Genomic DNA, 20,830 nt, shown 5'->3' on the forward strand with positions numbered 1-20,830 from the left:
GTGACAAACACCGAATGATCACCAGCAACAGCGATGCAGATGATGGTGCCGCAACCCAGGGAATGGACTGCACCTGACTGACAGTCAGGCACGCCCCGGTCATCGCATCGCTGCCTTCACCCGACTCAGGATCTCGCGGCATTGGTCTCGTCAGCCAGTGCAGCCTCCACCCGCCCACTTCTTCGGAAGTGCTCAGGAGGCCAGATCATGAGATGCCCAAGCTCCCGGTCGTAAGGAGCCGCCAATCCCGCGTTAGTGGACAAACCTCACAAGTCGCAGGGGCCTTGATCCCTGATAGCACTCAACATTCGTGGCGGGATGACGTGGGGAAGTTTCAAAGGTTTGGCTTCGGGAGGAGTTTGATCATGGCACTGGTGGGCAGGCGAGATGGACGCAATTTTGGCTATGGTCGGCAACTGAGCTATGCCGGGCCGCAGGCATTGCGGGACCTGTTTGGCGGCGGACATTACGGTACGGTCAAAGCGCACAGTGATCGATGGCAGGCGTTTGTACGGTGGTGTCGGTCGGAAGATGGGCCAGGGCTTAACGATGCGCGGCAGATTGATCGGCAGACGTTGCTGAACTATGCCGGACATCTGCGTCACCAGGTTGAACAAGGCGCTATTTGCATCGCCACCGCGCAAAACCGATTGTCCAGCGTGAACCGAACAATGGCGGCGCTTCGCGGTGATCAGTATGTGAAAGTGCCTAGCCCGAGCAAGGCGCTGGGAATGCGGCGCACCAGTGTTCGTCGCTCGCAGCCACAAGGCCAAGACCCCGAACACGTGAAGCGGATCGTCGACGTGCTCTGCGAACACCAAATGCCGCGCGCCGCGGCCATCGCGCAGTTGGCGCGAGCCACCGGCATGCGTATGCGCGAGGCCATTTTGGCCGACCTGCCTCGATTGCAACGTGAAACAGAGCAACTTGGCAGAGTTAACATCCAGGATGGCACCAAAGGTGGCCGCTCAGGTGCATCGGGACCTCGTTGGATTACGGTAGATGATCATGTTCGTGACGCACTGAGGTTTGCCGAACAGGCCTCGCCCGACGGTAGCCGCAACCTGCTTGCTCCGAACGAAAGCTACCTTGATTTCCAACAGGGAATCGTCCGCCCCGCACGGAGCATCCTCCATCAGCACAACCTCAAAGGCTTCCACGAATTGCGCGCGGCTTATGCATGCGAACGCTATGAGCAGATCACCCATCACCTAGCGCCCATCAACGGTGGCAGGTGCAGGCGCCTCGATCCACGCCTTGATCGAGAGGCACGCTTACAAATCAGCTATGAGCTGGGACACGGTCGAATCGACGTGGTATCGGCGTACATCGGTGGTCGGGTATGAATAAACCATTCGATATGGAGATCTTCTTGGCTGGGGCACTGACTGGAGCACATGCCACACGCGAACGTCACATCCGCCAGGCCAAGACTATTCAAGCAGCCATTTCTGAACGCTGGAACCGAGATAATCCATGGACATGGCAAAGAAAGCATCTCGTTTGGTTTTTGAACCACCACATGAACTCAAACTCGAAATCGACGCGCTACTACTACCTGCTGACCACAAGCCTGATCACTCTGCGCCTAGGAAAATCCTGGAATTTTCAACGTTAGCCAAATGCCAGCAACCGCGCGCTCTGTATCCCTAACTGGCAGATTGAGCCAGCCAACGATTTGATTGGGATTAGGGCGGGCCTCTTGAGCCCCTGAACCTAACCTCTGTTGTTTGATAACCTCTATGTTTTACTGATGGACTGAGGGTTGTAGCTCGAGGCTACAGGCTTCACCTGAGACGTAGAGGCTGAAGGCGGTGATAGACACTAGTCTGGTGGCGAAGCTAAGGGCTGAGAATGCAAGATTGGTTGCCTTGCTGGATGCTCATGGCATCGAATGGCGCCCGCCTGCTGAGCCAGTCAAGATAGTGATTGTCCAAGCAGAACAATCACAGCAACTCGATACTGATGGAAAGCTTGCCCTATTCCGAAGCTTGTTTCGTGGTAGGACGGACGTTTATCCCATCCGCTGGGAAAGCAAGGCAGGCAAATCAGGATACGCACCCGCTTGCGCAAACGAATGGAGGCCTGGCGTTTGTGAGAAGCCACGAATTAAATGTGGCGACTGCGGTAACCGCCAGCTGCTTCCGCTGACCGATGAGGTGGTCTATCGCCATCTGGCGGGCGAAGTGGTCGTTGGTATCTACCCCCTACTCTCTGATGACACTTGTTATTTTTTGGCAGTCGACTTCGATGAGGCCGAATGGCGTGATGATTCCAAAGCTTTTGTGCAGTCATGCCATGAGCTGAACGTCCCGGTGGCGCTGGAAATATCGCGCTCAGGCCAAGGGGCTCATGGCTGGATTTTCTTTAAGCGTAATGTTCCTGCCTGCGATGCGCGCCGCCTCGGTGCTGCAATCATCAGTCATGCCTGTGAGCGCACCCGCCAGTTGGCGCTCAGCTCCTATGATCGACTGTTTCCAAACCAGGACTATATGCCCAAAGGCGGCTTTGGAAATCTCATCGCGCTCCCTTTACAAAAGCGGGCCAGGGCCCAAAACAATAGCGTTTTTGTAGACGACTCGCTTGAGCCTCATCCTGATCAATGGGCCTTCCTGGCATCGATTCAGCGCATGAGTCCATAAGATATCCAGCCCGTTATTATGCAGGCGATGGGTAATCGGGACCCTCTAGGGGTCGCCTATGTCGATGACGAAGGTGATGCAGAACCTTGGAAAGATCGTGAATCGAGATCACGTAAATTGACATGCCCGTTGCCTGCTGCTGTCAACATCACGCTGGCTAACTTAATTTACTTTGAAAAGTCGGAATTGCCACAGCCATTGGCAAACCAGCTTGTCCGGCTCGCTGCCTTTCAAAATCCTGAGTTCTACAAAGCTCAGGCCATGCGCATGTCAGTGTGGAACAAGCCAAGGATTATCGGCTGTGCCCAGAACTTCCCCAAACATATTGCGTTACCACGTGGCTGTTTGGATGCTGCGCTGGAGCTTTTAGAGGAAAACGGGGTTACCCCTATTCTTAAAGACGAACGCTTCGCGGGCGACCCCATCGACGTGAGCTTTCTCGGGACCCTGCGTTCTGACCAAGAGGCTGCTGTCAGCGCAATGCTAAGTCATGACACCGGTATCCTCTGCGCACCGACAGCTTTCGGTAAAACGGTGAGTGCTGCTGCGTTGATTGCCGCACGTGGCATTAACACGTTGGTGCTTGTGCATCGGACGGAACTGTTAAGGCAGTGGCAAGAGCGCTTGCAGGTGTTCTTGGGAGTCGGGAATGGTGTCGTTGGAACTCTTGGGGGCGGAAAAGCGAAGCTTACAGGCATCATCGACATTGCCGTAATGCAGTCGTTATCGCGAAAAGGCGAGATCAGCGATCAGGTGAAAAACTACGGCCAGATCATCGTTGATGAGTGTCATCACCTATCAGCAGTGTCATTCGAGGCACTACTGAGGAGCGCGACCGCGCGGTACGTATTGGGACTCACAGCAACCCCAGTACGCCGAGATGGGCAGCAGCCTATTATTTTCATGCAGTGCGGACCGATCCGACATTCTGCTGCTCGACCAGCGAGTGCGCCCCATGACCTATCTGTCGTGCCTCGATTGCTGCCCAAACCAATAGTGGTCCCCGACGGCTTTGGGATTCAGGACGTTTTTCGGCGTCTAGTCGACGACTCTGAGCGGACAGCCAAAATCGTCTCGGAGATTGAGCTGGCGTACAACGAGGGTAGGAAAATCCTAGTGCTAACAGAGCGGACGGAACATGTGGATGCCCTCGAATTAGAATTGAAGCAGCGCGTGCATAACCTTTTCACGCTTCATGGGCGAGTGCCTAAGAAGCAGCGGATTTCCCGTATGCATGAGCTTGAGTCCCTTCCCCCCGATGCTCCACGAGTGCTGTTGGCAACAGGAAAACTAGTAGGTGAAGGCTTCGATCATCCACCGTTGGACACGCTGGTGCTGGCAATGCCCATCTCATGGAAGGGAATCCTTCAGCAATATGCGGGGCGGTTGCATCGATCACATGCCGATAAGGCCGACGTGCGAGTGATCGACTTTGTTGACGAGGGTAATGTCGCGCTGATGAGGATGTGGGATAAGCGCCAGGCGGGTTACAAGGCGATGGGCTACCGCATGGCTGATTCCATGACCACCATGGACCTACTCTAATTCTAACGTGGTTGACAGTTGACACATCAACGGCCCAACTCTCATAGACGAATAACCGACCGCTGTGGGGGCAACTCCGGCCCTTCGCGGTTAGTCACTTCAAGCAAGATCCTCAGGCGTACGAGGACCTTGAGGTAGTTTTAGAGGTAGAATCGCACAGGCCTTTAAGTATTAATTAGCTAATTCAATAACTTATGAAATCGTTCGACTCCTGGTGCCGCACCATACAAAACGAAGCCCTCGCAGAAATGCGGGGGCTTTGTTGTTTCTGTGGTGCCTACATTCAATCCGCGCCAAGCGCTGTGAAGTAATAAGCCGCTGAACCACCAGAAAGACCAATTCCTGTAACGAAGTCCCGCCTTCAGAGTTTTATGCAGAATTATGGGCAGCCAATAATTATGGCGTATCCGTAAAAAGAGCTAATTCATGAGCACATGCCTCCGCGGCCCCGAATTTTCGTACACCCATATCAGGTTGCCGCCCCACCCTCCTCCCCGCTAACCTCCCTCGGTCGCTGCAAAATCAGCGGCCGGATGTGGAAGTCCGTACTATGGCTAAAGGCGCTCAAACGCCCATGAACACCTACCGGCGTTTTTTTACGCCTGTATTCTTGTGTCATGGCGGCTGTGTGCGGGGCACTTCGGTGCGCCGGGTTCCTTTAGCCCCGGTCTTCCACACCTGCGCACAGCTGCCACCCTCATGTGGAAGTGAGATTGGCAGTTCCTGAATCGCTAAAGGAGCTTCGCCATGTTCAAGGTCACACCTAACCCACCTCAAGCCCCAATCGACGCAAAGCTTCATGCAGCCGCGCAACGGGCGATTGATCATTACTTGCACCTATCAGACAACGCAGCACCTGCGGCGCGTCCGAGCAGTAATCTGTTCTCCGTTTCGCCCCAAGTGGATACCGAAACGCTGCTGGTGAATGCCGCAGAAACACTTTCCTCGGCCAACGAAATGGTCTCGACCCTGGCATTTGAGTTGGAAGGGTCACAAAGGGCTGTGGCATTGGGGATTCAGCAACTGATCGAGTTGAGTTCAATGCTGGTAGATCGAGCTTTGGAACAAATAGCCCCTGCAGCCAGTTAATTTCGATAGACCAAAAAAACGCCCCGAACCATCACAGTGCGGGGCGTTTTTCGTTCAACCGCGTCCCTTAGTGCCCAGCACTCTACCCACCATCCACATGCAGAATTTCCTCAGTCACAAACCCAGCCGATTCCAGGTAAACAATCGCGCTTCATCAAGGAAATAGGGGTCAGACCACGCTTTCAATTCAATAACGAAAATCGTGGTCTGACCCCGTTTTCTCCCATCATTTTTTCATTCGTTTCTTCAGGCGCTGCCACCGAGACAGGGGCGGAGTTGTGAGTTGGACGCCAATCTCAATTGCAGACTCCAGAATACCTGCGGTCTCCCCCCAGGCCTGATGATTGGTCGACCCGACGGCCAGAACCCCGCCATGTGAAACATCCGCACGAACGCTATCCGACAACTGATAAAAGCGGACGATCTGTGCGGCTTCAGACGCAGACAGTGATCCAAGCCGAGACAAATTGGCCCGATAAACTCGGTTGTAATTCTCGCCATTGGGAAGGGCAAATTTGCTCTCATTTTTGTCTTGAGAATCCAGTTGGTCTTGAGGGGTTTCCGCAACCCGCTTGGTCTTCCAGGTTCTTGAGGGCTTTTTCAAGCCACTCAACTCGCATTCCTGCTCCAACGTCGAGCGCGCATAGCCGCCACCTGATCGTCGGCGGCAAATTTACCTTGATCAGCCTCTTCTACCGCCAGCTCAATCTGCGCGGTCAATGTTTTCTCGTGTTCGATGTAGTCACGAAGAACATCCACCGCGAGGTAGCTCACGGTTTGGCCATTTGTCTTGGCCAGGTCGGAGAGAGAGTTCGAAAGGTCTTCCGGCAGGTTCAGAGATATCCCGGTCATGGCAGCCTCGATGGTGAGTGATCGTTGAGCATGTTACACCGGCAAGTACTCACTTGAATTAGCAGGTCGTCGCGACGATATTTCGCGGGGGCAGGAAGATTGGTGATCTCAACGCGCGTTTTGTGCTCAAGCGGACGACCTACTGATTACAAGTCAGTTGCTCCCCTTAACTCCCATCACTCTGCCCAGTTGCACCCAATCCACCACCACGCTACCCTCCCCCCCGTCGCTGCCAATTCAGCGACCGGGCCTGATAACCCGGCAAGATGCAGGCGCAACAGCGCCCCACAACCACGATGTGCAGGCGTTTTTTTACGCCCACCATTTCGTGCAATGGCGGCTGTGCGTGGGAGACCTTCGGGTCTGCCGGGTTCCTGTATCTCCGGTTTATCAGCCTGCGCACAGCTGCCACCCATTCGCCTGATAACGAACGTGGTAGCTCTCACTTGATATGGGAGTTTTACCGATGAGCGCTCCAAATCCGTCTGGCTTCACTACCCTCGGCGTTACCCCTTTCTCGTTTCATTCCGATCAGCCTTTGTTTCGCGTTAACAGCGGGGTTTCCCTGCGTGAAGCGCTGTCTCACGTTTCCGATTTGCTGCATGTGGCCAAGCTGTTGGCAGAGGACGCGGCCATGATTCGGGAAACAGACCGGTACGCCTGGGCTTCTCACTATCTGCAAGAGATGAGCAAGGCGGTGATTGATGATGTGGTGAAGGTGTTGGAGTCGCCGGGCAATAATCTGTAGGTGTGGCAGGTTGTGGATGTGTTGGCTGGGCCGTCGCCATCGCGGGCAAGCCCGGCTCCCACATTTGATCGTTGTTGTTTGTTTTAGAGTGCCTGGCTTGAAGCCGTCACCCACAAAAACGCCCCGAACCATAAGGGCCCGGGGCGTTTTTGTTCAACCGCGCGGCTTAGTGCCCAGCACTCTGCCCACCGTCCACATGCAGAATTTCACCCGTCACAAACCCAGCCGATTCCAGGTACACAATCGCCTGCGCAATATCCCGCGCCTCCCCCATATGCCCAACCGGATGCAGGCTGCCCAACGCCGCATGCGTCTCTTCACCATGCATCGGGGTCTTGATAATCCCAGGGCTCACCGCATTCACCCGAATGCCGCGCTTGGCGTATTCAATCGCCAGCGATTTGGTGGCCGAGTTCAGCCCGCCTTTGGTCAGCGAGGCCAGCACCGATGGCACGCCATCAATCGCGTGGTCCACCAGGCTGGTGGTGATGTTGACGATGTGCCCGGCGCCCTGTTTCAGCATCTCGGTGATCGCCAGTTGGGTAATGTAGAAGAACCCGTTGAGGTTCACCGCCAACACGTTTACGTAGTCTTCGTGGGTGTAGCTGGTGAAGGGTTTGGCGACGAACACCCCGGCGTTGTTGATCAGGCTGTCGATGCGGCCAAAACGCGCCACGCCTTCGCGGATGACGCGCTCGGCGGTGGCCGGGTCGGCGATGTCGCCCGCCACGGTAAGGATGTCTGGGTCGGTCGATGGTTTGATCGACCGGGAGGTGGCAACCACGCGGTAATCCAGCTCGCGGTAAGCCTGTACCGCAGCAGCGCCGAGGCCTTGGGATGCGCCGGTAATCACAACCACTTTTTTCGAATTGCTCATGATGAAACCTCTATAGGGAAAATGGGATGGTTCAAGCAGCCGCGGCGGACATTTCCCGCAGCATCTGTTCGTAGTAACTGACGGATTGCGACCCGGAGACCAACTGGCGGCCATTCAGGACCATGGCCGGTACGGAGTTGATGCCGTGCTCGCGGTAGAACGCTTGTAGTTCGCGCACTTCGTTGGCGTAGGCGGTAGAGCCCAGCACCTGTCGTGCGCCTTCAATTTGCAGCCCGGCTTCGGCGGCTAAACGCGCCAGGGTTTCGTGGTCGCTGACGTTCTGGCCAGCGGTGAAAAACCCGTGCAACAGCGCCCTTTTCAGCTCCACTTGCCGCCCTTGTTGCAACGCCCACAGCAACAACCGATGTGCGTCGAAGGTGTTGTAGAAGTGGCTGCGCTTTTCCAGGTCGAAGGTGAAGCCGATGGCCTCACCTCGCTCCATCAGCATCCTTTTGCCGCTGGCGACTTCTTCAGCGCTGCGTCCGTATTTGCGCATCATGTGGGCCACGGCGTTTTCGCCTTCGGCGGGCATGTCGGGGTTGAGTTCGAAGGGTTTGAAGGTGAGTTCAACCTTCACTTCGCCCGCCAGGTTGGCGATGGCTTGTTCCAGCGCGGTGGCGCCAAGGGCGCACCACGGGCACACCACGTCAGAGATGAAGTCGATGGTGACGGGCGTGCTCATGAGGGGTTTTCCGCGAGCTGTTTGCGGTATTGGGTGGTGGTGATACCCGCGTAGCCCCAGTTATCGGTGTCGACTTCTTCGATGACGATGTGGGTCAGCTCGGGGCGTTTGTTGAGGACGCGCTCGAGGGTTTCGGTGATCTCGGCAATGACCTGGGCTTTCTGCTCCGAGGTAACGCCGTCGCGGGTGATGCGTACACTGACAAATGGCATGGCAAGGCTCCAGTGACTTGCCCATCGGTAGGGTGGGCAGGCAGTGGGGCCAATTTAAGAGGTTGCTTGAGGTGGATAAAGGTGGGGCGGCGTACTTCATTAGTGATGCGATGTAATCAATCAGGCCTGATGGCAGGCATAAAAAAACCCCGAACCAGTCGGGGTTTTTTATCGCCTTGATTCAGGCGCGACGAGCGACCAATCAGAAAACGTTGATCGGGTAGTCGGCGAACAGACGGATCTCGTTACCGCCAACGTTGTAGTTGCTGGCGTTGTTGGAAACGCGCAACCACGACGCACGAGCACGCAGGCTAAGGTCTTTGGCCGGGCCGCTCTGTACCACGTATTTGAACTGGTTGAAGATCTCACGCTCGGTGCCACTGCCGCGGTTGGAACCGTCGTCAATGTTGGTGCCGCGCACGTAGGCGATGTTGTAGGTCAGGCCAGGCACGCCGAACGCGCTGAAGTCCAGGCCGTAGCCTGCTTGCCAGGAGCGCTCGTCCTTGCCGTTGAAGTCAGACCAGTAGGAGTTGGCCAGCAGGATGGTGTTGCCACCGTCGCCGATGCCACTATCCTTGGTGTTGTTGCGGTAGCCGCCGTACAGGTAACCAGTGTCACCGGTGCTGCGCTGGTGGGCCAGGGTGAAGCTGTGCGGGCCAACAGCCCACGTGGCGCCCAGGCTCCAGATTTTGTTGTCGCGGGCGTCGGCATCACCTTGGGTCAGCTGGGCGAAGCTCTTGTCCAGCTTGGTTTTGTAGCCGTTGAAGTCGAAGGTCAACGATTGTTTCTCTGGCAGGGCCAGCACGTAGTTGACGTTGACGTATTGCTTCTTCAGCACGTCTTGCATGTCGGAGGCGTACAGCGCGGCCGACAGGCTTTCGGTGAATTTGTAGCTACCGCCCAGGTAGCTGATGCTTTTCAGGTTGCCGCTGTCGGTGCCTTCGGCGCCTTTTTGGGCTTCCTTGGTGAAGTGACCCGCGTCGAGTTGCAGGCCTTCGATCTCTTTGGAAACGATCGAGGTACCGGTGTAGGTTTCGGACAACAGGCGGGAGTTGTCGTATTCCAGTACCGGCACGGCTGGCATCTGGTCACCGTACTTCAGCACGGTGTTGGAGATGCGCGCCTTGACGGCTGCGCCGCCCTTGGCCAGGTCGCTTGCCGCTTCGCCGCTGTCGCCTTGCTTGAAGAAGTTGATGCCGCCGGCGCCGCTGCGACCTTTACCACCGTCCAGGCGAATGGCGTATTGGCCGATCACGTCCACACCCACACCGACGGTGCCTTGGGTGAAGCCGGATTCGAACTTGCCGATGAAGCCCTGGCCCCATTCGGCTTTGTCTTGCCTGCCGTTTTTGTAGTCGCGGCTGATGTACGCGTTGCGTGCCGCGATGTTCAGGTGGCTGTCTTCAACAAAACCCTTTGATTGGGCCTGGTCGTCAGCCATTGCTTGCGTAGCGCTCAAAATCCCCAGAGCGATCAGCCCCATCCGTTGCTTCAACATTTTCTTATATTCCTTATTACTGGTTGAGTACGCGCTGTGACACCAGGCTCCGTGTTGCTTTTTCTGGTGTCGGCTTACCCGGATAAAAAAAGGCCCGCAGACGACTGAATATGCCGCGGGCCTTTTTTTATTGGGGAAGTCATGGCGGTTAGCCACAGGCGTTGGGGCGAATCCTATCCGCGCCCTTTACTGTGTGTCAATTTCGTGAATCTTCTGTATTTAGGCAAAAAAAGTCTAAGCAGCATTAAATAGCCATCAGTACACAAGGCTCTATCCTGCACTTCTCGGATCCTCGCAACCCTGCTGGCCACACATTGGTGCACTCGATGGCGTGGATTGAATCGAAATTGCGACTGATTGTCTCAGCCACTCGGCGAAGGCTTCGGGCTTGCCCAGCCAAGGGCTGATGTCGAGCAATTGAAGTTGGCCATCCTGCTCCAGCGCTAGCGTGGGAAAGCCCTGGCCGCCGATTTTTGCCAGCCATTGGCGGCTGTCCTTGATGTGCGCTTGAGTCTCATCACCCAGGATTTTATCGAAGGCGGCGTTAAAGACCTGAGGGTCCAGACCGATGGATTCGGCCAGATTCAGCAGCACATCGTTATCGGCGATTCGGCGACCTTCGACGTAGTGAGCCGTTTGCAAACGCGCCAGCAGTTCCTGGCCTCGACCGGCGATTTTTTCGGCGGCCAGCACGGCGGTGATGGGCGCAGCGGAGTCGAACACCGCTGTGTGGTCGCGCAGCAGGCCGTCGAAATAGGCCTGCCCGAACGGTTGCCCGGTGTATTCGGCAATGCGCCGGTCATGGGGCATCACGTAGTCGCGCAACTGCGGTGAGACAGATTGACGATTGGCACCGGTCATCATGCCGCCACCGTGCAACTGGATCGGTAACACGCTCCGGGCGGCATGCAGCAGCGGCTCCGCGCCATAACACCAGCCGCACAGCGGGTCGTAAATATAGTGAAGCGTGGCTGCCGACATGACGGGCTCCAATAGGCGTTGATATTTGCAGATTAGTCTTACGAACAGCTGGGAAAAACCCCGGATTGGCGTTCAGACTGTTTCGAAAATCGGACGAATACCCCTGAAAAACATACGCCGTTACAGATTTTACCCGCGCGTCAAGGAAACCAGCACCGCCACCCGCACGGCCCCCCGTGCGTTATGTGCCCCAGTCCCTGCGTTCCCGGCTTGCCTACGAGTTGAACGACAGTTGGCAGGTGCGCCATACGTTGGGCGTGTTCACCCTCGACAGCGACTTCGATAACACATGCGCCGTCAGCTACGACCCAAAAACCAACAAGGTCGGGCGCCAGCGCTGGCAGCAGCAGATGGGGTGGTACGCGGAGACCGGCTTGACGCTGGTGGGTGAGCGTTATGCCGATAACGCCAACACGGTGGCGTTGCCGGGTTATGGGCGTTGGAACGCACTGGGCGGGTTCCGGCAGAAGGAATGGGATATGCGGGCGGCGCTGAACAATATCAGCGACAAGACGTACTACGCGTCAGCGACGAGTGCGGCGCAGATTCAGTTCGGCGACCCGCGTAGTCTGGTGGTGACCGGAACCTACAGTTTCTAAAAGGCTTGTGTGGTGAGGGAGCTTGCTCCCTCACCACATGGTCCAGTGCAACATTGAAAACAACCGTCAGCCTTGCATCAATTCACACAACGCCTGCACCTCATCCTCGCTGAACAGCCCCACCGGGTACCGTTCGCTCATGACCCGGCGCGGGTCGGCCGTCCTGATCTGCCGGGAACCGTTTGCCTTCAACCAGAGCGCCAACGCTTGGATTGCGTCACTGTTCACCCGCAAGGGGTGGAACGTGCGCGTGTACATCAGGTTGATATCGGCATTCATTTCAGCGCTCTCTCCGACTGCATGAGCGGCTAACTTACTCAAGGTTTATGACAGAACCACTTAGTCATATACCGTGCTCTATGTGGCAACAACGATACAAGAGCTATGCCAAGTGCCCGGTTTGTCAGCAGTCGGACACAAAAAAAGCCCACGCCCCAGAGGGGACGTGGGCTTGCTGTGCGCACGCTAATCGCAACCTACCCAATTACCGTGCGAATCGGCATCAGGCTGTTACAAGTGCACTCAGTTTTTGTGCGGGGCCGGTTGCTGCTGGGTCAAGCAGTGAATGTTGCCGCCCCCCAGTAACAGTTCGCGGCCAGGCACCATCACCACTTCGTGCTGCGGGAACAGACTCTGCAGAATCTCCTTGGCACGGCTGTCCAGCGGGTCGTCGAAGCTCGGCGCGATGATGCCGCCGTTTACGATCAGGAAGTTGACGTAGGAGCCCGCCAACCGCACGGTGGGATTGCGCTCCTGGGTGCCGTCGACCGGGTCCACGCCTGCGCACTCTTCCTCGGTGGCATACAGCGGCCCCGGGATCGGCATTTTATGCACTGTGAACGAGCGGCCCTGGGCGTCGGTGCTGCTTTGCAGTACGTCCATGGCAGCGTGGCAGCGTGAGTAGTTCGGGTCTTGCGGGTCGTCGGTCCAGGCCAGCAGCACTTCGCCCGGGCGCACGTAGCAGCAGAAGTTATCCACATGCCCGTCGGTTTCATCGTTGAACAGGCCATCTGGCAGCCAGATGATCTTATCCACAGCCAGGTTGGCACTGAGCACCGCTTCGATTTCCTCGCGGCCGAGGTGCGGGTTGCGATTGCGGTTGAGCAGGCATTCTTCGGTGGTGATCAGGGTGCCTTCACCGTCGACGTGAATCGAGCCGCCTTCCAGCACAAAACCTTCGGTGCGATAACGCGGGCTGCGCTCGATCTCGAGGATCTTGCCGCCCACCTGGGCATCGCGGTTCCATGGCGAGTACAGCCCGCCGTCGAAGCCGCCCCAGGCGTTGAAGTCCCAGTTCACGCCACGCACTTCACCGCTGTTGTTGATCACGAAGGTCGGCCCGGTGTCGCGCACCCAGGCATCATCGCTGGACATTTCCACCAGGCGAATATTCGGCACGTCCAGGCGCGCACGGGCGTTTTCGTACTGGCCGGCCGAGACCGCCACGGTTACCGGCTCAAAACGTGCGATGGCCTTGGCCACCGCCACGTGGGCGGCCTGCGCCGGCTTGCCGCCCAGGCGCCAGTTGTCCGGGCGCTCGGGCCAGATCATCCAGGTTTGGGTTTGTGGCGCCCATTCGGCAGGCATATGGAAGCCGTCGGCGCGGGGGGTGCTGTGCAAAGTGGTCATGGCGATTCAGGACTCCAGGGAACCGTCGAGGGTTTTAAGCGCACCATACAGGTTCGGACGGCGGTCGCGGAACGAACCCCAGGCGCTGCGAATGTGTTCAAGTTCGTCGAGGTCGAAGCTGTGCACCAGGATGCCTGCTTCGGTTTCGTTAAGTTCTTCTACTTTCTCGCCGAACTGGTTGGCGATGAACGAGGAGCCGTAGAAGGTAATGTCGTAGCCGTCCTGCTGTTCGTTGCCGATGCGGTTGCTGGCGACCAGCGGCATCAGGTTGGCACCGGCGTGGCCTTGTTGCACGCGTTGCCAATGGTCACGGGACAAGATGCGCTTGTCATGGGGCTCGCTGCCGATGGCGGTCGGGTAGAACAGGATCTCTGCGCCTTGCAGCGCCATGCTGCGGGCGGCTTCCGGAAACCACTGGTCCCAGCAGATGCCTACGCCAATCTTCGCGTAGCGGGTGTTCCACACCTTGAAGCCGGTGTCGCCCGGGTTGAAGTAATACTTTTCATGGTAGCCCGGGCCGTCCGGAATATGGCTTTTCCGATAAATCCCGAGGTTGGCGCCGTCGGCGTCGATGATCGCGATGCTGTTGAAACGTGCACGGCCGGCCAGTTCGTAAAAGCTGATGGGCAGCACCACTTGCAGTTCCCGGGCGACTTTCTGGAAGTGTTTGATCGCGACGTTATCTTCCACCGTAGTCGCCAGTTGCAGGTAGTCGGGGTTCGGCTTCTGGCAGAAGTACGGGGCCTCGAACAGCTCCTGGATCAGGATGATCTGCGCGCCCTTGGCCGCGGCCTCGCGCACGCGCTTTTCAGCGGTTGCAAGATTTGCTTCAAGGTCCCAGGAACAGGCCATCTGGGTCGCGGCAACGGTAACGATACGGCTCATGAATCATCTCCTCGGCGGCGGGCAAGTGCACGTCTTTATAGCGGATAAAAATCGGCCTTTAAAGCAAATAATTATCCAGCCATCGAAAAATCATCATATTTTACCGATAACAATCGAACTTACTGCTATAGATCTTCTTTCAACACCTTCTCCAGCATGTCCACGAAGAAATCCACACTGCGCCGCGAAGTGACCATCGGCGGCTTGATCTTGAGGATGTTCAGATAATCGCCGGTGGGCTGCATGAAGATCCCCAGTTCCCGCAGCCGATCACACAACAGCGCGGTCTCTTTGGTGGCCGGTTCCAGGGTTTGCCGATCGCGGACAAGTTCCAGCCCCAGGTAAAACCCGGAACCGTGCACCGCCCCCACTAATGGATGGTGCTCGACCAGCGCCTCCAGCCGCGCCTTGAAATAACCGCCCACCACTTGGGCGTTTTCCCAGAGTTTTTCTTCCTCCATCACGTCCAGCACCGCCATGCCGATTTGGCAACTCACCGGGCTGCCTCCCGACGACGAGAAGAAGTAACCCTCGGCCTCCAGCGCCTCGGCGATTTCCCGGCGGGTAATTACCGCGCCCAACGGCTGCCCGTTGCCCATGCCTTTGGCCATGGTGATGATGTCCGGCACCACGCCCTGCTCTTCAAACCCCCAGAAAAAATCGCCCATGCGGCCGTAGCCCACCTGCACTTCATCGACGATGCACACGCCGCCCTGTTCCCGCACCAAGGCGTACACCTGCTGCAAATAGCCGGGTGGCAGGGAAATCCCGCCGGCATTGCCGTACACCGGCTCACAAATAAAGCCTGCCAACTGACGTTGCTGCGCGGCGATTTTCGCCAGGTTGTGTTCCACGCTGCGCACGTAGTCGGGCGCACTGTCTGGCCCGCGAAACTCACCGCGATAGGTATTGGGTGCGGTGACCGGGTGCACCCAGTCCGGGCGGCTGCTCAAGGCCTGGGGGTTATCGGCGATCGAGGTGGACACCGCATCTGCCGCCACCGACCAGCCGTGGTACGCCTCCAGCACGCTGAGCATGTCGCGCCCGCCGCTGTAGGCCCACGCCAGGCGAATCGCCAGGTCGTTGGCTTCGGTGCCGCTGTTGACCAGGAACACCCGGTCCATGGAGCCCGGCGCCAAGGCCAGCAAGCGCTCGGAGAATTCGGCAATCGCCGCATAGTGAAAGCGCGAGTTGGTGTTGAGCAGCGACCATTGCCGCGCCGCCACCTGCGCCATGCGCGGGTGGCCGTGGCCGAGCACCGCGACGTTGTTGAGCATGTCGAGGTAGGAGCGGCCCTGCATGTCGATCAGGTGGTTGCGCCAGCCGCGCTCGATGCGTGGCGGGTCGAGGTAATAGTGCTTCTGCGAACGGGCGAAGCTGGCGTCGCGGCGGGCCAGCAGGGCTTTGGGGTCCAACTCCGGCTCGGCGTCGCAGGCCAGTCCCAGCAAAGTAGCCGGGGATGGGCACACAGCTTGCCATGCCGCTGCCCGGGAAGGTGTGCAGAACAGGGGCGGCTCAAGCTCGGCGCGGCACAGTTGTAGCGTCAGCGGCGCAGCAACCTCGCCAAGCACTTGGCCTTTTACCACCGCGGCACCGTGCGCCAACAAGGCTTTCACGCCCCACAACCGAACGCTCAACTGCGCGCTGTGCAGGCATAGCAGGCCATCGGCGGCGTAGTGCACGGTGCCGCCAAACGGTGCTTCCACCGCAGCGCCCAGTGGCATGTGCAGTTCTAAGTGAAGCGCGAAGGTGTCCGGCTCGCTTGAGCTGTCGGGCTGGGTGCGGGACAGTCGATATTGGCCATAACGGCTGGCCGCCAGCCCATGTACCAGAGCTGCCTCCTCTAATATCTGCCGATCAATCCCTTCCTGCTGCCAATTTCCCGCTTCGAAATGCGGGCTGAGTACGCCCAGGTCGATCAGCGCGAACTCCCGTCCCACCAACCCCGGCAACAACGGTGCAAAGCCCGCCCCGGCAATCGGCGGTAACTCGGCACCCACACACCTCAGAATCGCCGCCTCCATCAGTTCAAAAGGCACCGAGGTGGCCACCTGGAAAATTTCCCACTCATGCGCGGCGTTCTTCAACAGGTAGGCGTTATCCGGATCCAGGCCCTGTTGCTGTTCGCTGCTCAGGACCAACACCGCAGCCCGTGCCACGATCAAAGGCCACAACACCTGCAACTCTGCCGGCTGCATCGGGGTGACCGCGTGGCAAGCCTGGATCGCCGGCAAAATGGCGAACGGATCGCCCTGGGCATGGTGCAACAGCGCCGCGCAAGTCACCGACAGGTCGGCAATGCGCCAAGTGCGTACCAGGTCGCCAAAGTCGATCACACCCTGGACCTGCCAATGCCGCCGGGCGTCACGCTGCCAGACGACATTGTCATCGGTGATGTCCATGTGCACGGCTTGCCACGGCAATTGGTCCGCCAAGGGCCGCACACGACTTCCGACCTGTTCCACCACGCGCTCAAGCGCGGCCCGCTGCGGAAGGTTTTCGAGGGTCGACAGCAAATGCGTGATCAGCTCAAGGGCATGACGCGGGTCCCATTGCAGGGTACGTTCCAGGCCCGGATGCTCGAAGCCGGCCAACGCCAGGCTCATGCGCCCGCAAAGCTCGCCGAACCCTGCAATGACTTCGCGTCCCAGATGCGGCAGATGGGTCAGCGGCTGGCCGTCGATATACTCCAGTAGCCGCAGATGCACCGTTTGCCCAGCAACCCTTTCGGTCAGTATCGCTTGGCCGTTAAGCGCCGCGATCACCCTGGGCACCCGCACATCCGAATGTGCCTGCAAGTGCTTGAGGGCGGCGTGCTGGGCCTGCAGCTCGACGGCGGCGTAGTCGCCCCGGCAGATCTTCAGCACACACCGTCCACGGTCACTGTCGACGCGGTAATTGAGGTCTTGCTGGCTGCCCAGGGAATGCAACGCCCCACCGAGGCCGTAATGCTGCTCAAGTAGCTGCGCCGCAGGCACAGGCCCCACCTGCGGACATGGCAGACTGGCGCGATGAATCAACGTGGCGAGCAACATGTGACGACCTCGGCTTTTTATCAGGCGCTTATATCGCCATTGTGCCGGACGTTACGCAACCCCTTCGAATCAGGTGTTTTGGCACGCAAAATGCTCTCCCCCCTTGCACCGCCCGGCGTCACAACTCAAGCTATGCTCCATTCGCTTATTGTCCGTCTAAGGAAAAGGGCTTCAGACATGCGCATTCTCATCACCGGCGGCGCCGGATTTATCGGTTCCGCTCTGATCCGGCACCTGATTCAACACACCGAGCACCAAGTGCTCAACCTGGACAAACTGACCTACGCAGGCAACCTCGAGTCGCTGACCAGCATCGCGACCGACAGCCGCTATGAGTTCGTCCAGGCAGACATCATCGACCAGGCCACCGTCAGCGCCGTGCTGGCGCGCTTTGAGCCGCACGCGATCATGCACCTGGCGGCCGAATCCCACGTGGACCGTTCCATCGACGGCCCGTCGGATTTTATCCAGACCAACATCGTCGGCACCTACAGCCTGCTGGAGGCCGCACGCGCCTATTGGCAGAAGCTGGAAGAACCGGCCAAAAGCGCCTTCCGGTTCCACCACATCTCCACCGATGAAGTGTATGGCGACCTGCATGGCGTCGATGACCTGTTCACCGAGACCACGCCTTACGCGCCAAGCTCGCCGTATTCCGCCAGCAAGGCTGCTTCCGACCACCTGGTCCGCGCCTGGCAGCGTACCTATGGCCTGCCGGTGCTGCTGACCAACTGCTCGAATAACTACGGGCCGTTCCACTTCCCCGAGAAGCTGATCCCGCTGGTGATCCTCAACGCCCTGGCCGGCAAACCGTTGCCGGTGTATGGCGATGGCCTGCAAGTGCGTGACTGGCTGTTCGTCGAAGACCACGCCCGCGCGCTGTTCAAAGTGGTGACTGAAGGCGTAGTGGGCGAGACCTACAACATCGGCGGTCACAACGAACAGAAGAACATCGACGTGGTGCGCAGCATCTGCACCCTGCTGGAAGAGCTGGCGCCGCAGCGCCCGGCGGGCGTCGAGAAATTCACTGACCTGATCACCTTCGTCAAGGATCGCCCGGGCCACGATCAGCGCTACGCGATCGACGCCGGCAAGATTGAACGTGAACTGGGCTGGGTTCCCGAAGAAACCTTCGAGACCGGCCTGCGCAAAACCGTGCAGTGGTACCTCGATAACCTCGAATGGTGCCGCAGGGTCCAGGACGGCAGTTATCAGGGCGAACGACTAGGCAACACCGACTTTAAGGATCTGATCGCATGATGAAGGGCATCGTATTGGCCGGCGGCTCCGGCACCCGTTTGCACCCTATTACCCTGGGCGTCTCCAAACAGCTGTTGCCGGTGTATGACAAGCCGATGATCTACTACCCGATCTCCGTGCTGATGCTGGCCGGGATCAAGGACATCCTGCTGATCTCCACTCCGCTGGACCTGCCGCAATACCGTAACCTGCTGGGCGATGGCAGCCAGTTTGGCGTGCGTTTCACCTACGCCGAACAACCGTCTCCGGATGGCCTGGCCCAGGCATTTTTGATTGGCGAAGAGTTTATCGGTGATGACCCGGTGTGCCTGATCCTGGGCGACAACATCTTCCACGGCCAGCACTTCGGCGACCAATTGCGCACTGCTGCCGAACGCCCGTCCGGGGCCACGGTGTTCGGTTACTGGGTCAAGGACCCGGAGCGTTTCGGCGTGATCGATTTCGACAGCCAGGGCCGCGCACTTTCCATCGAGGAAAAACCCGCCAAGCCAAAGTCGAGCTACGCGGTGACCGGCCTGTATTTTTACGACAACGACGTGATCAAGATTGCCAAGGCAGTCAAACCCTCGCCACGCGGCGAACTGGAGATCACCGACGTCAACAACGCCTACCTGCAGCGTGGCGACTTGCACGTGGAACGCTTCGGCCGTGGCTTCGCCTGGCTCGACACCGGCACCCACGACAGCCTGCTGGAAGCCTCGACGTATGTACAAACCATCGAGCACCGCCAAGGGTTAAAAGTGGCGTGCCTGGAGGAAATCGCTTACGAGAACGGCTGGATCGACCGAGATCATTTATTGGAGCGGGCCAAATATTTTGGCAAAACCGGCTATGGTCAATACTTGTTCACTCTTGCTGGGGAAACTAAATGAATGTGACCGCCACTGAACTGCCCGGTGTATTGATCATCGAGCCGAAGGTTTTTGGCGACGAGCGCGGTTTTTTTTATGAAAGTTTCAACGCCCGGGCTTTTGCCCAGGCGACCGGTTTGCAACAGGAGTTTGTGCAGGACAACCACTCGCGCTCGCAACAGGGTGTGCTGCGTGGCCTGCACTATCAGGTAGAGCACGCCCAGGGCAAACTGGTGCGTGTAATCGCGGGAGAAGTGCTGGACGTTGCGGTGGATATCCGTCGCAGCTCAACGCACTTCGGCAAGTGGGCGAGCGTGCGCTTGTCCGCGCAGAATAATCGCCAATTGTGGATCCCACCGGGATTTGCCCATGGTTTTGTAGTACTTAGCGACCACGCCGAATTCCTCTACAAAACCACGGACTACTACACGCCCTCAGCCGAACGGTGCATTCGGTGGGACGATTCAGAGCTCAAGATTGACTGGCAACTGACTGGCATGCCGACCTTGTCCGCCAAGGACCAGGCCGGGAGTAGCCTGCAAGAGGCCGACCTGTTCCCATGAGTGCCCCCCTGAAGATCCTCATCAGCGGCCAACACGGCCAGGTCTCGCGGGAGCTGCAACAGCGCCTCCAGGGCCTGGGCGAGTTGATTGTGCTGGGCCGCGACCAGCTTGACCTGGGCAGTCCCGAGCAGATTCGCGAGCAAGTGCGCGCCCATCGCCCGGGACTGATCATCAACGCAGCCGCCCATACGGCCGTCGATCAAGCCGAGAGCGAACCGGACGTGGCCTTTGCCATCAACGCGAGCGCACCCGGGATCTTCGCCGAAGAAGCCAAGGCACTGGGCATTCCGTTGATCCACTACTCCACCGACTATGTGTTCGACGGCAGCAAGGCCGCGCCCTACAACGAAGGCGACGCAACCAACCCGTTGGGCGTCTATGGCGCAAGCAAGCTGGCCGGTGAACAGGCGATCGCCGCCGTCGGCGGTGAGCACCTGATTCTGCGCACCAGTTGGGTCTACTCGGCCCACGGCAAGAACTTCCTGCTGACCATGCAACGCCTGCTGCAGGAAAAGCCGCAGATGCGCATCGTCGCCGACCAGATCGGTGCACCCACGTGGGCCGGAACCATCGCCAACAGCACCCGCGCCCTCATCGAGCGCTGGCAGGCTGGCCAGGCCGGAGATTGGGGTGTCTATCACCTGACCGCTCAGGGCGAGACCTCTTGGTTCGGCTTTGCCCAGGCCATCGGCGAGCAACTGCGCGCCAGCGGCCGTGCCTGCGCCGAGCTGGAAGCGATCCCCTCCAGCGCCTATCCAACGCCGGCCAGGCGCCCGCTGAACTCGCGCCTCGATTGCAGCCGCCTGCAACAACAATGGCACGTCTCGCAGCCGCAGTGGCACGACGCATTACGCGAGTGTCTTGCCGAGCAGCACTAGGCAT

The 20,830-nt window shown here is 58.4% G+C and carries 20 protein-coding genes and 1 pseudogene; 10 read left to right on the plus strand and 11 right to left on the minus strand.

Translation table 11 applies throughout. The features are described from left to right. Positions 1 to 365: 365 nt before the first annotated feature. The 4 genes and pseudogenes from ACZRN6_RS07935 to ACZRN6_RS07950 all read left to right on the plus strand — a co-directional run bounded on the left by ACZRN6_RS07935 (position 366) and on the right by ACZRN6_RS07950 (position 5,276). Positions 366 to 1,346 carry an integrase domain-containing protein gene (locus tag ACZRN6_RS07935; RefSeq protein WP_320401901.1) on the plus strand — a complete coding sequence of 327 codons (981 nt, stop codon included), beginning with the start codon at positions 366 to 368 and terminating at the stop codon, positions 1,344 to 1,346. Next, positions 1,343 to 1,618, plus strand: a complete 276-nt coding sequence (locus ACZRN6_RS07940) for a hypothetical protein (RefSeq protein ID WP_080932528.1) — start codon at positions 1,343 to 1,345, stop codon at positions 1,616 to 1,618. The genes ACZRN6_RS07935 and ACZRN6_RS07940 overlap by 4 nt, the downstream gene beginning before the upstream one ends. A gap of 196 nt (positions 1,619 to 1,814) precedes the next feature. Further along, positions 1,815 to 4,187, plus strand: a pseudogene (locus tag ACZRN6_RS07945) (TOTE conflict system archaeo-eukaryotic primase domain-containing protein). Positions 4,188 to 4,934: 747 nt separating this feature from the next. Continuing rightward, entirely contained in the window at positions 4,935 to 5,276 is a 342-nt protein-coding gene (locus ACZRN6_RS07950) for a DUF6124 family protein (protein WP_464007639.1), read from the plus strand. 226 nt (positions 5,277 to 5,502) lie between these two features. Here the strand turns inward: ACZRN6_RS07950 and ACZRN6_RS07955 are convergent, their stop codons facing one another. Continuing rightward, on the minus strand, positions 5,503 to 5,889 hold the full coding sequence (locus ACZRN6_RS07955; protein ID WP_464007640.1) for a hypothetical protein: 387 nt from the start codon (positions 5,887 to 5,889) through the stop codon (positions 5,503 to 5,505). Further along, positions 5,886 to 6,128, minus strand: coding sequence for a CopG family ribbon-helix-helix protein (locus tag ACZRN6_RS07960; RefSeq protein WP_464007641.1), 243 nt, complete (start codon positions 6,126 to 6,128; stop codon positions 5,886 to 5,888). Before ACZRN6_RS07960 ends, ACZRN6_RS07955 begins: the two co-directional genes overlap by 4 nt. A gap of 466 nt (positions 6,129 to 6,594) precedes the next feature. Here ACZRN6_RS07960 and ACZRN6_RS07965 point away from each other — a divergent pair, with 466 nt between their 5' ends. After that, positions 6,595 to 6,876 (plus strand): DUF3077 domain-containing protein, encoded by a 282-nt coding sequence (locus ACZRN6_RS07965; protein WP_464007642.1) that lies wholly within the window; start codon positions 6,595 to 6,597, stop codon positions 6,874 to 6,876. 166 nt (positions 6,877 to 7,042) lie between these two features. Here the strand turns inward: ACZRN6_RS07965 and ACZRN6_RS07970 are convergent, their stop codons facing one another. The 5 genes from ACZRN6_RS07970 to ACZRN6_RS07990 all read right to left on the minus strand — a co-directional run bounded on the left by ACZRN6_RS07970 (position 7,043) and on the right by ACZRN6_RS07990 (position 11,126). After that, positions 7,043 to 7,753: an SDR family NAD(P)-dependent oxidoreductase gene (locus ACZRN6_RS07970; RefSeq protein WP_464007643.1), complete on the minus strand. Its 711-nt coding sequence runs from the start codon at positions 7,751 to 7,753 to the stop codon at positions 7,043 to 7,045. A gap of 31 nt (positions 7,754 to 7,784) precedes the next feature. Further along, a complete protein-coding gene (locus ACZRN6_RS07975; RefSeq protein WP_464007644.1) occupies positions 7,785 to 8,435 on the minus strand; it encodes a DsbA family oxidoreductase in 651 nt (216 codons plus the stop codon). Then, entirely contained in the window at positions 8,432 to 8,647 is a 216-nt protein-coding gene (locus ACZRN6_RS07980; RefSeq protein WP_088424356.1) for a tautomerase family protein, read from the minus strand. Before ACZRN6_RS07980 ends, ACZRN6_RS07975 begins: the two co-directional genes overlap by 4 nt. A 202-nt stretch (positions 8,648 to 8,849) precedes the next feature. Further along, positions 8,850 to 10,145 carry an OprD family porin gene (locus ACZRN6_RS07985; RefSeq protein ID WP_322142799.1) on the minus strand — a complete coding sequence of 432 codons (1,296 nt, stop codon included), beginning with the start codon at positions 10,143 to 10,145 and terminating at the stop codon, positions 8,850 to 8,852. 270 nt (positions 10,146 to 10,415) lie between these two features. Further along, a complete protein-coding gene (locus ACZRN6_RS07990; protein ID WP_322142798.1) occupies positions 10,416 to 11,126 on the minus strand; it encodes a DsbA family protein in 711 nt (236 codons plus the stop codon). Positions 11,127 to 11,311: 185 nt separating this feature from the next. Here ACZRN6_RS07990 and ACZRN6_RS07995 point away from each other — a divergent pair, with 185 nt between their 5' ends. Further along, positions 11,312 to 11,725: a TonB-dependent receptor domain-containing protein gene (locus ACZRN6_RS07995; protein WP_464007645.1), complete on the plus strand. Its 414-nt coding sequence runs from the start codon at positions 11,312 to 11,314 to the stop codon at positions 11,723 to 11,725. A gap of 66 nt (positions 11,726 to 11,791) precedes the next feature. Here ACZRN6_RS07995 and ACZRN6_RS08000 read toward each other — a convergent pair whose 3' ends face one another. The 4 genes from ACZRN6_RS08000 to ACZRN6_RS08015 form a co-directional block, all read right to left on the minus strand. Then, entirely contained in the window at positions 11,792 to 12,004 is a 213-nt protein-coding gene (locus ACZRN6_RS08000) for a hypothetical protein (protein WP_464007646.1), read from the minus strand. A gap of 243 nt (positions 12,005 to 12,247) precedes the next feature. Continuing rightward, on the minus strand, positions 12,248 to 13,354 hold the full coding sequence (gene aguA / locus ACZRN6_RS08005) for an agmatine deiminase (RefSeq protein WP_464007647.1): 1,107 nt from the start codon (positions 13,352 to 13,354) through the stop codon (positions 12,248 to 12,250). Between the two features lie 6 nt (positions 13,355 to 13,360). Next, positions 13,361 to 14,239, minus strand: coding sequence for an N-carbamoylputrescine amidase (gene aguB, locus ACZRN6_RS08010; RefSeq protein ID WP_464007648.1), 879 nt, complete (start codon positions 14,237 to 14,239; stop codon positions 13,361 to 13,363). Positions 14,240 to 14,364: 125 nt separating this feature from the next. After that, positions 14,365 to 17,274, minus strand: a complete 2,910-nt coding sequence (locus tag ACZRN6_RS08015) for an aminotransferase (RefSeq protein ID WP_464007649.1) — start codon at positions 17,272 to 17,274, stop codon at positions 14,365 to 14,367. Positions 17,275 to 17,451: 177 nt separating this feature from the next. Between ACZRN6_RS08015 and rfbB the strand changes: the two genes are divergently transcribed. The 4 genes from rfbB to rfbD are packed head-to-tail and all read left to right on the plus strand — an operon-like array spanning position 17,452 to position 20,826. Continuing rightward, positions 17,452 to 18,534 (plus strand): dTDP-glucose 4,6-dehydratase, encoded by a 1,083-nt coding sequence (rfbB, locus tag ACZRN6_RS08020; RefSeq protein ID WP_464007650.1) that lies wholly within the window; start codon positions 17,452 to 17,454, stop codon positions 18,532 to 18,534. Further along, entirely contained in the window at positions 18,531 to 19,406 is an 876-nt protein-coding gene (gene rfbA / locus ACZRN6_RS08025) for a glucose-1-phosphate thymidylyltransferase RfbA (protein WP_322142792.1), read from the plus strand. The genes rfbB and rfbA overlap by 4 nt, the downstream gene beginning before the upstream one ends. Then, positions 19,403 to 19,948 (plus strand): dTDP-4-dehydrorhamnose 3,5-epimerase, encoded by a 546-nt coding sequence (rfbC, locus tag ACZRN6_RS08030; protein ID WP_322142791.1) that lies wholly within the window; start codon positions 19,403 to 19,405, stop codon positions 19,946 to 19,948. The genes rfbA and rfbC overlap by 4 nt, the downstream gene beginning before the upstream one ends. Further along, a complete protein-coding gene (gene rfbD, locus ACZRN6_RS08035) occupies positions 19,945 to 20,826 on the plus strand; it encodes a dTDP-4-dehydrorhamnose reductase (protein WP_464007651.1) in 882 nt (293 codons plus the stop codon). The genes rfbC and rfbD overlap by 4 nt, the downstream gene beginning before the upstream one ends. Positions 20,827 to 20,830: the final 4 nt, after the last annotated feature.

Source organism: Pseudomonas sp. A125, from assembly GCF_055409485.1.